Origin of the sequence: Marinobacter salinus (assembly GCF_001854125.1) — a bacterium.
Classification (GTDB): Bacteria; Pseudomonadota; Gammaproteobacteria; order Pseudomonadales; family Oleiphilaceae; genus Marinobacter; species Marinobacter salinus.
This window is the reverse complement of record NZ_CP017715.1, coordinates 3,152,135-3,165,355: the sequence shown is the minus strand read 5'-3', so window position 1 is coordinate 3,165,355 and position 13,221 is coordinate 3,152,135. Positions and strand designations below refer to the sequence as shown.

The 13,221-nt window shown below is 56.0% G+C and carries 12 protein-coding genes and 1 tRNA gene; 8 read left to right on the top strand and 5 right to left on the bottom strand.

Annotated features, from left to right (window positions below; all coding sequences use genetic code 11):
• The first annotated feature begins 17 nt into the window (after positions 1 to 17).
• Genes BKP64_RS14755 through BKP64_RS14745 form a run of 3 tightly spaced genes read left to right on the top strand, consistent with a single transcriptional unit; the run spans position 18 to position 3,425 of the window.
• Positions 18 to 1,076 (top strand): L,D-transpeptidase family protein, encoded by a 1,059-nt coding sequence (locus tag BKP64_RS14755; protein ID WP_070971726.1) that lies wholly within the window; start codon positions 18 to 20, stop codon positions 1,074 to 1,076.
• Between the two features lie 36 nt (positions 1,077 to 1,112).
• Positions 1,113 to 2,597 (top strand): NfeD family protein, encoded by a 1,485-nt coding sequence (locus BKP64_RS14750; protein ID WP_070971723.1) that lies wholly within the window; start codon positions 1,113 to 1,115, stop codon positions 2,595 to 2,597.
• Positions 2,598 to 2,636: 39 nt separating this feature from the next.
• Complete coding sequence (locus tag BKP64_RS14745) at positions 2,637 to 3,425, top strand: slipin family protein (protein ID WP_070971720.1); 789 nt, start codon at positions 2,637 to 2,639, stop codon at positions 3,423 to 3,425.
• 43 nt (positions 3,426 to 3,468) lie between these two features.
• Here BKP64_RS14745 and BKP64_RS14740 read toward each other — a convergent pair whose 3' ends face one another.
• The 3 genes from BKP64_RS14740 to BKP64_RS14730 all read right to left on the bottom strand — a co-directional run bounded on the left by BKP64_RS14740 (position 3,469) and on the right by BKP64_RS14730 (position 6,337).
• Complete coding sequence (locus BKP64_RS14740) at positions 3,469 to 3,747, bottom strand: Lpp/OprI family alanine-zipper lipoprotein (RefSeq protein ID WP_070971717.1); 279 nt, start codon at positions 3,745 to 3,747, stop codon at positions 3,469 to 3,471.
• A 196-nt stretch (positions 3,748 to 3,943) separates the two neighbouring features.
• Positions 3,944 to 4,504 carry a L,D-transpeptidase family protein gene (locus BKP64_RS14735; protein ID WP_070971714.1) on the bottom strand — a complete coding sequence of 187 codons (561 nt, stop codon included), beginning with the start codon at positions 4,502 to 4,504 and terminating at the stop codon, positions 3,944 to 3,946.
• A gap of 108 nt (positions 4,505 to 4,612) precedes the next feature.
• The gene (locus tag BKP64_RS14730; RefSeq protein ID WP_070971711.1) at positions 4,613 to 6,337 is read right to left on the bottom strand and encodes a potassium/proton antiporter; all 1,725 of its coding nucleotides are present in this window, start codon (positions 6,335 to 6,337) and stop codon (positions 4,613 to 4,615) included.
• 71 nt (positions 6,338 to 6,408) lie between these two features.
• Here BKP64_RS14730 and BKP64_RS14725 point away from each other — a divergent pair.
• A tRNA-Gly gene (locus tag BKP64_RS14725) sits at positions 6,409 to 6,482 on the top strand.
• 184 nt (positions 6,483 to 6,666) lie between these two features.
• On the opposite strand, the gene BKP64_RS14720 is transcribed toward BKP64_RS14725, so the two are convergent.
• Entirely contained in the window at positions 6,667 to 8,100 is a 1,434-nt protein-coding gene (locus BKP64_RS14720; RefSeq protein ID WP_070971709.1) for a gamma-aminobutyraldehyde dehydrogenase, read from the bottom strand.
• Positions 8,101 to 8,113: 13 nt separating this feature from the next.
• Positions 8,114 to 9,034 carry a LysR family transcriptional regulator gene (locus BKP64_RS14715; protein ID WP_070971707.1) on the bottom strand — a complete coding sequence of 307 codons (921 nt, stop codon included), beginning with the start codon at positions 9,032 to 9,034 and terminating at the stop codon, positions 8,114 to 8,116.
• 240 nt (positions 9,035 to 9,274) lie between these two features.
• Here BKP64_RS14715 and BKP64_RS14710 point away from each other — a divergent pair, with 240 nt between their 5' ends.
• From BKP64_RS14710 to BKP64_RS14695, 4 genes are all read left to right on the top strand, one after another.
• Positions 9,275 to 10,411: an ABC transporter substrate-binding protein gene (locus BKP64_RS14710; RefSeq protein ID WP_070971705.1), complete on the top strand. Its 1,137-nt coding sequence runs from the start codon at positions 9,275 to 9,277 to the stop codon at positions 10,409 to 10,411.
• Positions 10,412 to 10,491: 80 nt separating this feature from the next.
• Positions 10,492 to 11,493: an ABC transporter ATP-binding protein gene (locus BKP64_RS14705; protein ID WP_070971703.1), complete on the top strand. Its 1,002-nt coding sequence runs from the start codon at positions 10,492 to 10,494 to the stop codon at positions 11,491 to 11,493.
• Positions 11,490 to 12,422 (top strand): ABC transporter permease, encoded by a 933-nt coding sequence (locus BKP64_RS14700; RefSeq protein ID WP_070971700.1) that lies wholly within the window; start codon positions 11,490 to 11,492, stop codon positions 12,420 to 12,422. The genes BKP64_RS14705 and BKP64_RS14700 overlap by 4 nt, the downstream gene beginning before the upstream one ends.
• The gene (locus BKP64_RS14695) at positions 12,412 to 13,194 is read left to right on the top strand and encodes an ABC transporter permease (RefSeq protein ID WP_070971697.1); all 783 of its coding nucleotides are present in this window, start codon (positions 12,412 to 12,414) and stop codon (positions 13,192 to 13,194) included. Before BKP64_RS14700 ends, BKP64_RS14695 begins: the two co-directional genes overlap by 11 nt.
• The last annotated feature ends 27 nt before the right edge of the window (positions 13,195 to 13,221 follow it).

Below are 13,221 nucleotides of genomic sequence, written 5' to 3'. Positions count from 1 at the left end.
TTTTTGGAACGGTTTCTATGTGGCTCAGACTTATAACGGTATTCCTGGTGGCCTTCAGTATGCCCATTTCGCCCCTGCAGGCGGCCCCGGGTGGTCAGGAAACGAAGGCAAAGCCCGATGATCTGGCATCCGGTGATGCACCGGACCGCTCACCTCGTGTGCCTACCTTCAAACTGAAAGGGGATGTTGCCGGCGAGCTGGGTACATTTACCACGCGCTACGAAGATACCTTTGCCGGTATCGGCAACCGCATTGCCGTTGGGTATCTGGAACTGGTTAAAGCCAATCCCGGTGTTGACCCATGGCTGCCCGGAGAGGGCACAACTATTACTCTGCCACGCCACTACGTCATGCCTGAGGCACGTCGCGAGGGTATTGTTATCAACCTTGCGGAATACCGGCTGTACTACTTCACCGACGAAGGCGTGCAGGTGTACCCGGTCGGTGTGGGCACTGAGGAAAATCCGTCACCCCTGACCAGCGCGAAGGTCACCATGCCGCTGGAATCCCCCGCGTGGTATCCGCCGGCCAGCATTCGTGCCGAGTACGAAAGATCTGGTGATTTTTTGCCCAGGATGATTCCGCCGGGCCCTGGCAATCCACTGGGCACCCATGCGCTTCTGTTGAGCGAGAAAGGCTATCTGATTCACGGTACCAACAAGAAATTTGGTGTCGGTATGGCCGTCAGCCACGGTTGTTTCCGTATGTACAACGAGGACATTTCCCGGTTTGTGTACCAGGTCGAGAAGGGTACTCCGGTGCAGGTCGTGCGGGATGCGGTGAAAATTGGCTTGTCGGGTGGCGAGGTCTGGCTGGAGGTGCATCGTCCCGATGAGGATTATCCCCGGGAGGACCGGGAGCATCTCTGGCGCCAGGTTTTCGAAGAAGTTGAAGCGTTCCGCTTGAAGCATCCGGGGGTGGAGGTGCAACGCCGAGCTATTGAAATTGCGGTGGACCAGGCGGATGGTATTCCGACCATGATCGGCGAGCAGGTTACCCAAATGGCCGCCGACGAAACTGCGGAAGATAAGACGCCAGAAGCGGCGGGAGAGCCGGAGCAGACACTGTATTTCTGAGTGTTTTAAACCCGTATCGGGGGTCAGGGAGACATTATGCTGACAGGGCAATCGATGGTTTCAACCCGGGTCGCACGGCTCAAGGTCTGGGGGGCTGTTTTTCTGGCCGGAGCCCTGCTGGCACTTGGCTCCCTTGCGCATCAGGTTTCTGCTCAGCAAAAATCTTCTGGTCAGGCGTTGGTGCTTACTATTCAGGGTGCCATTGGTCCTGCGACTATGGATTATGTCACCCGGGGCATTCGTCGGGCGGAATCCGAGGGCGCCGGGCTGGTAGTACTGGAAATGGATACGCCCGGTGGCCTGATGGATTCGATGCGGGAAATCATCAAGACAATCCTCGCCTCCGAGGTGCCGGTGGCAACCTACGTTTCCCCGCAAGGGGCCCGAGCCGCAAGTGCAGGCACTTACATCCTCTATGGCAGTCATATTGCCGCCATGGCGCCGGCAACCAATTTGGGCTCCGCCACGCCTGTTCAGATGGGCGGCCTGCCTGGTGTTCCTGAGCCGGCGTCAGAACCTGAACAGAAGCAACCAGAGAACACCGACAGTCCCGGTGATGCGACAGACAAGGCAGCCAGCGGTAGTGACAAGACCAGTGACGACAGCAAGCGTCGCGGTAAAACCGCCATGGAACGCAAGGTCCTTGAAGACGCGGTCAGTTATATTCGGGGTCTGGCCGATCGCCATGGACGGAATGCCGACTGGGCAGAAGAGGCTGTGCGCGAAGCGGTAAATCTGGGGGCCAGCGAGGCCCTGGAAAAAAATGTCATTGATGTGGTTGCCCCGAATCTGCAAGACCTGCTTCGTCAGATCGACGGCCGTACCGTGCCGCTGGTCTCCGGTGAGATAACCCTGAAAACCGCCGACCTTGAGATTGTCCGGTCGCAACCGGACTGGCGTACCAGTCTGCTTTCCGTAATTACGGATCCCAACGTCGCTTATTTCCTGATGATCATCGGGTTTTACGGCATTATCTTTGAGCTCGCTAACCCGGGCGCTATCGTGCCGGGCGTGATCGGTGCCATCAGTCTCATCCTTGCCCTCTTTGCGTTTCAGGTCCTGTCGGTAAATTACGCTGGGCTTGCACTGATCATGCTTGGTTTGGCGTTTATTGTCGGAGAGGCGTTTGTGCCCAGCTTCGGCATGCTTGGAGTGGGCGGAATTGTTGCCTTCGTGTCCGGTTCCGTGATCCTCATGGATGGCAGCCATCGGGAGATTTCGCTGCCGACGATCGGCGGAACCGCCCTGGTGGCTGGCGGATTTATCTTGTGGACGGTCACCAAATTTATCGGTCTGCGACGCAAGCATCCGGTTAGCGGCAGTGAGCAGATTACCCATGAGGAAGGCCGGGCTCTGGATGATTTCACCCGTGAGCGGGAGCATTTCAGAGGCCACGTTCGGATCAGTGGGGAACGCTGGAATGCAGTCAGCGCCCAACCGGTCAGTAATGGTGACCGGGTAAAAGTAACGAATATGGATGGTTTAACAGTAACCGTCGAGGTCATTAACGAAATCGACTGACCTGGCGCGGATGAAGGCAACGGCAAACAAGGAGGCCGTATGATTGGCGAACTGATTCCCTATCTTGCACCTACCGTAGTGTTATTACTGATTCTTGGCTCGGCGATCAAGATACTGCCGGAATACCAGCGCGGTGTGGTGTTTTTCCTGGGCAGATTCCAGGGAGTGAAAGGTCCGGGCCTGATCATTGTGATCCCCGGTATCCAACAGATTGTTCGGGTCGACCTGCGGGTCATTGTCCTGGATGTCCCCAGCCAGGATGTGATTTCCAAGGACAACGTCACGGTGCGGGTGAATGCTGTGCTGTACTTCCGGGTGGTGGATCCGGAGCGGGCGATTATCCGGGTCGAGGATTTCAACTCGGCCACCAGCCAGCTGGCACAGACGACACTGCGTTCGGTGCTGGGCAAGCATGATCTGGATGAAATGCTTTCGGAGCGGGACAAGCTGAATTCTGACATTCAGGAAATCATTGATGCCCAGACCGAGGAGTGGGGCATCAAGGTCGCCAACGTGGAAATCAAACATGTGGACCTGAACGAATCCATGATTCGTGCCATTGCCCGTCAGGCAGAGGCCGAGCGTGAGCGGCGGGCCAAGGTGATTCACGCCGAAGGCGAATTGCAGGCGTCGAAGAAACTGGTCGAGGCGGCGGACGTGATGTCCGGGAATTCGGGGTCGATGCAGCTTCGGTATTTGCAGACGTTGGCGGACATGAGCAATACCAACAGTGCCACCATCGTTTTCCCGTTGCCGATGGAGTTGATGACAACGTTCCTGAAGGAAAGCAAGCCGGCATCACCGAAAAAGCCGGAGCCGGAGGCATAAAAAAAGGCCGGAAAATCCGGCCTTTTCAACGTCGGCGCAAGCCTTACTTCATGCTTGATTGCTGAAGCATGCGCTTGGCGCGCTCGTTTGCTTCGTCAGCAGCCTTCTGGGCTGCCTTGGCTGCGGCCAGCGCTTCTTCTGCAGTCTGCTGAGCAGTACGTGCAGAGCTTGCAGCGCTGTTGGCGGTGTTCAGTGCATTTTCAGCCGTTTGCTCAGCGGAGCTTGCGGTTGCATTTGCCTCGTCGAGAGCCGCTTGGTTGGTCGCACAGCCTGCGGTCAGGGCAGTAGCCAGTGCAATCCCGGCGATCGTCAGTTTACGCATTGTAAATCCCCTTATTGGTCGTGTTATTTCCTGTGATCCGAAAGTCAGTATAGACGACTTCCTGTCAACTATCCCGATAGGCGTTGACTACCGGAGTCGTTAAACAGTGTAAAACACTCAGGGACAAAATGTTAACTAAGGATACGTATATTTATTCGGCTTATGACAACAACTTAATCCGGCTGTCATAACTGTTTCAGGGGAGAATACGAATGGGTGTTCCGTCAGCCACCAACTGCCAGATTTCGTCCATTTCTTCATTGGTCAGGGCGATACATCCGTCGGTCCAGTCCAGGCCCCGGTAAGCAAAGGCCATATCGCCGACGTCATTGGGCAGGCCGTGAATCATGATGCTGCCGCCTGGGTTGAGCCCCCAGGCCCGGGCCAGCTCACGGTCTTTCTCGCTGGGATAGGAGATGTGGATCGATTTGTAGAAATCGCTGCCGGCATTGCGCCAGTCAAGGGTGTAATCACCTTCAGGGGTGCGCTCGTCGCCTTCATAAAGCTTGTGCCCTTCCGGGTTGTCCCCGAGGGAAACGCGGTAGCTTTTTACCACCTGGCTCCCATCCATCAGGTAGAGCCGTCGTTCACTCTTACGAACCACCACCTTGTTGATGTCCAGTGCGTCTTCCTGAGCTGGCCTGACAGCGGGCAGCCGCAAGTCGGCTCTGGCCAGCAGATCCCCCGCCGAGGCTGAGAGCGGGAGCAAGGCCGGACATGTGAACAGGCAGAAGGTAATCAAATAACGGGCGAACATGATTTTTACTTACCAATGGTTAATCTTCATACAAACCCGTTTATAACATAGCCCGCGGGCTTGCTGTTAAGAGGTTTTGTTACCTTTTTTAGCTATCTCTTTCCCTGATCACCTGTTTTGTGAGCTGTCCATCTTCAGCCCTACCTTGGTGACCTGATCCGCATTCGTTGCTCTCGCGACCAGAGTGACCGGGCCCAGCGTCACAATGTCTCCGACGACCGGGTGGCCCTTGGTGCGCCTGGCAAAGCATTCTGCCAGGGACAGCTCCGGGGGAAGGTCGTCGAATTCAATGCCATAGACCTGTTCGACGTCGCCCAGCAGCGCGTCTCCGTTTAGGACGAAGTCCCCGAAAAATGCCCGCTCGGCAAGATATTTCGGCGCATGCCGTCCACTGAGCGCCTTGCCGAGCTCGGGCAGCACACCTGGCGTCGCGAACATGGCGACCATGTCGCCACTGGAAACCTCCAGGTCCCCTTTGGGTTGAAGACACACACGGTTGCGGAATACACCGGCAACGGCAGTATTCTCCGGGAATCGCAGCTGGCTGAGGCGGCGAGGTGTTTCCCAGGACTCGCCCCGCAGCGGAAACAGCATCAGTTCGTGGTCGCCTGCGGCAGGCGCATCGAGGGGCAGACGACGGTAGGGGTCCTCGCCGGCCGGGACTTCCAGGCGCAGTTTCCGGGCCAGGGGTGCCATTGTGGTGCCCTGAACCAACAGTGAAACCAGCACAATAAAGAAGGCCGCATGGAAGACGAGTTGGGCTTCGGGAAGGTTGGCCATGATTGGAAAAAGTGCCAGCACGATAGGCACGGCGCCCCGTAAACCAACCCAGCTGATGAAGCTCAATTCCCGGCGATTGAAGGCAAAGGGCCAGAGTGTAAGCATGACGGTCAGCGGGCGGATGATGAAGATAAGCGACAATGCGAGAATCAGGCCGCTACCCAAAAGCGGCAACAGGTCTGATGGGGTGACCAGCAGGCCAAGCATCAGGAACAGGCAAAGCTGTGCGAGCCACGCCAGTCCATCGTGAACCTGCAGGATCATTGGCATCATCCGAACGTGGCGATTGCCAATCACCACACCGGTCAGATAAATCGCCAGAAAGCCGCTACCACCCAGTGCGTTAGTGGCTGAGAAAACAGAAATGCCTGCGGCTGCGACCAGAAGCGGATAGAGAGATGGGGTCAGTCGAATCCGGTTGGCCAGTTCCACCACGGTATAACCGCCCAGGATACCTGCCAGACCACCAATGCCGAATTGCTTGATCAGCATGATGAGGGCCGCCCACGTTGCGCTTTCGCCACTATTTCCGATTAAAGTCACCAGCATCAGGGTCAGGAAGATCGCCATGGGATCGTTGCTACCGGACTCGATCTCCAGTGTGGCGCTAACCCTTTCGTTGAGGTGCAGTCCCCGGCCCTGAAGCAATGAGAATACGGCGGCCGCGTCGGTGGACGAAATAATGGCGCCCACGAGCAGCGCCGTTAGCCATTGCAGATCAAACACCCAGCGGGCAACGACGGCCGCTCCGGCCGCGGTCATGAATACACCGATAGTGGCCAGAACCAGTGCAGGTCGTAAACCTACGCGGAAGGTCTCGGCCCGGGTGCGCATGCCACCGTCAAGAAGAATGACGCCAAGCGCCAGATTGGCAATCAGGAAGGCCAGCTCAAAGTTGTCGAACTGGATACCACCGGGTCCGTCTTCGCCCATGATCATCCCGACGCCGAGAAAAATCAGCAGCACCGGCATGCCAACCCGGCTTGATAACGGACTGAGCACAATACTGATGACCAGCATGAGGGCGCCAATCAGGGTAAGGATGGGATCCATTGTTGCTCCAGACAGAATGCTTGCCCCCAAGCGGGCAGACCGCTTATATTGCTCACGCGGCCATCGCCAATGCGGGTGTAGTTCAATGGTAGAACGGCAGCTTCCCAAGCTGCATACGAGGGTTCGATTCCCTTCACCCGCTCCATCTCAATAATAAAATCAAAAACAATAGGTTATGGCCTATTGGTAGTACACTTTTCCCTGGTCCGCTAGGGCAGAAGCTCCTATTGATAGAGTATGGGCTACTGAATCATTCGTGCTCAAGGAGTAATTGGCGCCAGTCTCTACCTCAACATCATCATCGCCGTGCTCTAGTCAGATGTCGTCTATCAGTGCGAAACCATGATATGCCGAAGTACAGAGTAATCATCCAAGGCAAACGCCGAGAGATCGTTACCGTATCCAGACGCCCTTAAGCCTCCGTGTGGCATTTCGCTGGCTAGCAGGAAATGGCTGTTAATCCAGGTCGCACCGTACTCTAACTCCGAAGCCACGCGCATCGCCCGACCGATATCGCCTGACCAGACTGAAGACGCGAGACCGTATTCGGAGGCATTCGCCCAGCTTACGGCTTGCTGCTCGTCGTCACAGCAGGTGACCGATACTACCGGCCCAAAAACCTCGGCCTGAACAATCTCATCGGACTGTTGAGCTCCGACAATCAGCGTTGGAGCATAAAAATAGCCTTCCAAGTCAGGAATATAACCACCCACTGTCACATCGATATGAGACTGTTCCCGCGCTCGTTCCACAAAACTGGCAATGCTATTGCGCTGGCGATCACTGATCAGCGGGCCAACATCATCCTGGTGCCGAGACACCCCGAACCGGAGTCCACCAACCCGCTCTGACAGCATGTCAACAAACTGGTCGTAAATCCCTTTCTGAACGAAAATGCGACACGCGGCCGTGCAATCCTGCCCCGCATTGTAATAGCCGTAGCGCGCAACGCCGGCCACGGTCTTTTCAACATCGGCATCGTCAAGGACCAGCACTGGCGCTTTGCCGCCAAGTTCAAGGTGGGTTCGTTTAACACTTTTATGAGCTGCCTGAAGGATCTTCTGGCCCGTTGGAATGCCGCCTGTGAGAGAAATCATACGGACCCGGGGGTTCGTGATGAGCTGGCGACCCACACTCTCACCCCGCCCGGTGACAATGTTCAAAACACCCGGAGGCACCACCGACGCAATCAACCGGGCGAGCGCAAGCGCAGTGTAGGGCGTCAGCTCGGACGGTTTGAAAACGACGGTATTGCCCGCCGCGAGAGCTGGAGCAATTTTCCAGGCCGCCATCATGATGGGATAGTTCCATGGCGCGATGGCGACAACGACGCCGACGGCTGATCGCCGCACAAAGCTGGTCTGCCCCGGGCAGTACTCGCCGGCCATAGGGGCCGCCTGGTTGCGAATCAGGCCCGCGTAGTAGCGAAAGGTGTCTGCAGCGGCCGGGAGCTCTTCATCCAGCGCCTGACCGGGATTTTTGCCACAGTTGATCGCCTCCAGGCCGGCAAGCCATGGCTTCGCCCGTTCTATCGTTTCAGCAATCGACAGTAGCAACCTGGAGCGTTGGTTAATGGCCATTCGCGACCACGCATGAAAAGCGTCGCTGGCCTGCGCTACGGCGTCATCGGCCTGATTGGCCGACGCTTCAGGCACTGCGCCGAGTGATTGGGCGGTCCGCGGGTCATAGATGGTTTCCGCTGCACCCAGGCCAGTACAAAGCTGGCCGCCGATCAGTAACTCTGTAGGCCAATCATCAATCATTGTGCACAACTCTCTATATAGGCAGGGCGGATCCTGAAGCCGAAGGCAGTTGCTCCCGTGCCACCGACACAAAATATTCAACCAGTGCATTGCGGCGACCACCTCGACGCCAGGCCAGTCCAATGTCCAGCGTGTCGGAGAGATCAATGATCTGCCGCGCTTCGACACGATCACCCTCCAGTGACCATGGGCGGTAGGTCATATCCGGCATCAGAGAGACTCCCATTCCGGCATAAACCAGACTTCGCACCGCCTCCACAGAGCCGCTCTGAATGGCGATCTCCGGTTCCTGCGAAAAGCCGCGCCACAGACTCCGGATCTGGTCGCTGAGATCATCAACCCTGAGCAAAATCTGGGGTTCCCGCAACAACTGGTCCATGCTGATGGACTCTTCCAGGAGCAGAGGGTGGTGCGGCGGTAGCCACGCCCGGTAACGGGAATAGGTCAGAACTTCGGTGTTGAGCGCTTTATGGTTCTCGATACTGGAGAGAAGAAGCACCCCTACGTCCAGTTCACCATTGACCAGCAAATGCTCGATATAGGAACGGTCATCCTCGAAAACACGCAGTTCCACGTTGCCATAGATTTTCTTGAAACCGGAGAGCAGGTCAGCGAGATAGTAGCCTGAAACCAGGCTTGTCACGCCAATGTTGAGGGCGCCAATGACTTCATCGGTCGCCTCGGTCAGGCTGCGTTTCGCGTTGTCGACGGCCGACATGATCTGGTAAGCCTGACGCAGAAACTGATGGCCGGAATGGGTCAGCTCCATGCCCTTGGAATGCCGGGAGAAAAGACTGACGCCGACATCGTCCTCAAGCTGTTTGATGGCGGTTGTGAGCGTCGACTGGGAAATATGGACGGCATTGGCCGCCGATGACACCGACCCAGTCTCTGCCACCGCAATGAAGTATTGAATCTGCCTGAACGAAAACATGTCGCCATGCTCCTGCAGGGTATCTGTTATGCCGGGCCCGCAATTCGATGATTCGTTATGGGAAGTTCATTATTCAACGAGATATCGATTTTTTCAATGGCAGGCTTCTTTATTTTGTATTGGCTATGCCCCGCGATTGCTGAATAAGCTTTAGGTAAGAACTCAGGAAAAAAGAATCTTCAATAACAAGTAAATATATTGTGCCAACAATGCGGCTCACTCAGACGACAGGTACCGGTCATGAAAATAAAGAATCTGAAACTAGCGGCGCTTTCGCTCACCCTTGTTTGCACCAGCGCTCATGCTGCCGAGGGCTTAGAGGACCAGGTCAACATTGTGGCTTGGCCGGGGTATATTGAACGTGGGGACACTGATCCCAATTACGACTGGGTTACCCAGTTTGAACAAAATACCGGCTGCTCGGTTAACGTAAAAACCGCAGCGACTTCTGACGAAATGGTCAGCCTGATGGCAAAGGGTGGTTATGACCTGGTCACCGCATCCGGTGATGCTTCGCTTCGCCTGATCTATGGCAAGCGCGTCCAGCCTATTGATATCAGCAGAATAACGGCCTGGGACTCGATAGACCCTCGCTTGCAGGATGGTGCCTGGTTCACCGTTAACGGTGAACACTACGGTGTGCCTTTCCAGTGGGGCCCCAACCTGCTGATGTATAACACCGATGTATTCACTACACCGCCAGATAGCTGGGATGTGGTCTTTAAGCCCATGACACTGCCGGACGGCAAGTCCAATGAGGGTAGGGTTCAGGCCTACGATGGACCGATCTATATCGCTGACGCTGCGCTTTACGTCAAAGACAAGAGGCCTGAGCTCGGCATCACCGACCCCTACGAGCTGAATGAAGAGCAATACCAGGCTGTTCTGGACGTGCTGCGTACACAGCATGATCTCCTGCATCGGTACTGGCACGACTACAACGTGCAAATGAGTGATTTCAAGAACGAAGGGGTGGTTGCTTCCAGCGCCTGGCCTTTCCAGGCCAATGCCCTGAAAGCAGACGGTCAGCCTATTGCAACAAGCTTCCCCAAGGAAGGTGTGACCGGATGGGCAGATACCACCATGCTGGCCACAAATGCTGAAAATCAGGAGTGCGCCTATGCCTGGCTGAACTGGTCAATCACGCCCAAGCTGCAGGGTGACCTGGCGTCCTGGTTTGGTTCCGTACCCGCCGTACCCGCCGCCTGTGACGACAACGACCTGCTGGGCAAAGACGGCTGCAAGGCCAATGGTGCAGACCATTTCGAACAGGTCTCGTTCTGGAAGACTCCGAGAGCTCAGTGTGACGGCGACAAGGAATGCGTGTCATACAGTCGCTGGACGCAGGATTACATCGCCATCATGGGTGGCCGCTAACGCTTCCCTCCCGGGAGCCTGTTCCCATGAGTAACGGGAACAGGCTCGATTGACGTCAACTCCAGAAATCCGGGTCATCTATGTCAGTGATCTTTGAGAATGTGAAACGTCACTTTGGCGATGTTAAGGCTGTCGATGACGTATCTCTCACCGTCAAAGAAGGTGAGTTCTTTTCCATGCTTGGGCCTTCGGGATCGGGCAAGACCACATGCCTTCGCCTGATGGCGGGGTTTGAGCAGCCAACGTCGGGCACCATTTATATCAATGGTGAAGACGCCACGTGGCTCCCTCCTTTCAAACGCAACGTGAATACTGTCTTCCAGGATTATGCGCTGTTTCCTCATATGACCATCGAAGACAACGTCGGTTACGGGTTGATGGTCAAAGGGGTACGACGCAAAGACCGGGCAATACGGGTAAAGGATGCGCTCAAACTGGTGGATCTGGAGCATCTGGCCAATCGCCGGCCTAATCAGTTGTCAGGTGGGCAGCAACAGCGTGTGGCACTGGCGCGGGCACTGGTGAATCAGCCAAAGGTGTTATTGCTGGATGAACCACTGGGCGCCCTGGATCTGAAGCTCCGCGAACAGATGCAGGGTGAACTCAAGGCCCTGCAGAAACAGCTGGGTATCACGTTTGTCTTCGTCACGCACGATCAGGGCGAAGCCCTTTCCATGTCAGACCGGATTGCGGTATTCAACCAGGGCAGGATTGAGCAGGTCAGCACTCCGGAAGCACTCTATGAGTCGCCGAAAACCCGCTTTGTTGCCGACTTTATGGGAACGGCCAATATCATTGACAGCAAGCTGTTTCCCGAGCTTGTCGACGGTCCCCAGGTTTTCGCATTGCGCCCGGAAAAAATCCGACTCAACAATGGCCACGGCGATATGACCTTGCAGGGCCAGGTATCCGAAATTTTCTACCAGGGCGCGGTAACCAAAGTTGAAATCCGACTGCCCAACCATCGTACGTTACTGGTCCAGCCACCCTATGCCTTTGATCGCAACTCGCTGGGCGAGCAGCCCGTCAGTATCAGCTGGGATCGCGCGGATATGGTGAGGCTGGAGGAGCCGGGGTCATGATGCCTGCTACCGCTGAAAACCGGGCCGCCGTGAGGAAATCGGGATCCCTGTTCAACCGGCCGCGCCTGAAGCTGATACTGCTGCTCGGACTGCCCGCCGTCTGGTTTCTGGTGATTTACATCTACCCACTGCTGCATTTGCTGAGCCAGTCCTTCTACACCTTCGATGATTTCACCATGACTGTGGTCAGGGATTTCAGCCTCGAGAACATCAGGAATCTGTTCTCGCCGGCCAACGCCGACATCATTATCAGAACTGCCACCATGGCACTGGCGGTGTCGGTATTCAGCGCGGTTGTCGCCTTTCCTGTGGCCTACTACATGACACGTCATGCCTCGGGGAAGATGCAGGCGTTTCTGTATATCTCCGTCATCCTGCCCATGTGGACCAGCTATATCGTCAAGGCGTATTCCTGGACCCTTATCCTCTCGCAGGAAGGTGTGGCTTACTGGATCATTGATGCACTGGGCCTGACCAGCGTACTGCATGCGATCCTTGATATACCGTCCATCGGTGGCAATACCCTGTCCACCTCCAATGTGGGACGTTTTCTGGTATTCACCTATATCTGGTTGCCGTTCATGATATTGCCGATACAGGCGGCTCTGCAGCGGCTGTCGACGAGTTTGCTGGATGCGTCAAATGACCTTGGCGCACGCCCTTTCCAGACGTTTCGCCATGTCATTCTGCCGCTCTGCATTCCCGGTGTTATTGCCGGCTCCATCTTTACCTTTTCACTGACGCTCGGTGACTACATCGTTCCACAACTCGTGGGCCCGCCAGGCTTGTTTATTGGCAACATGGTGTACGTCCAGCAGGGCTCAATCGGCAATATGCCAATGGCAGCGGCTTTCACCCTGGCCCCGATCCTGATTATCGCGGTCTATCTCTACTTTGCGAAAAGGGCGGGGGCGTTCGATGCACTCTGATAAATCGACCTGGCTGCTGAAAGGGCTTGCGCTGGCGGGTATCTGCTTTCTGTATTTCCCGATACTGATCATCCTGATCTACGCCTTCAATACCGAGGAATCGGCGTTCTCGTTCCCGCCCAAAGGGTTCACGGTCGAGTGGTTTTTCAAGGCCGCCGAGCGTGATGACATCTTTCAGGCGCTCGGATTTTCCCTGCAGATTGCGGCGATATCCACGCTGATCGCCCTGTTATTGGGATCATTGGCGGCGCTGGCGCTCTACCGGAACAATTTTCCGGGCAAAAACGCCTTCACACTGATCATGATCCTGCCTATCGCACTGCCGGGTATTGTCACCGGCCTCTCGCTGCTGAGCACCTTCAAGTCAGCTGGCATTACCCCGGGTATGGCGACCATTACCATCGGGCACGCAACCTTCTGTGTGGTGATCGTCTACAACAATGTTGTCGCCCGACTGCGCCGAATTTCATTCAACATCGTCGAAGCTTCCTATGACCTGGGTGCGACCGCCTGGCAGACGTTCTGGTACATCATCCTGCCCAACCTGGGCGCATCCCTGTTTGCCGGGGGGCTGTTGGCATTCGCGCTGTCTTTCGACGAGTTGATTGTGACGATCTTCACTGCGGGTCATGAGCCGACCCTTCCGCTGTGGTTGCTCAACCAGCTATCCCGGCCGCGTGATGTGCCCATCACCAATGTAGTGGCACTGCTGGTCATGATGATGACCATGCTTCCTGTACTGCTTTCCTACTGGCTCACCAAAGACCGATAAGGACCAAGCCATGAACCAAATGATCAA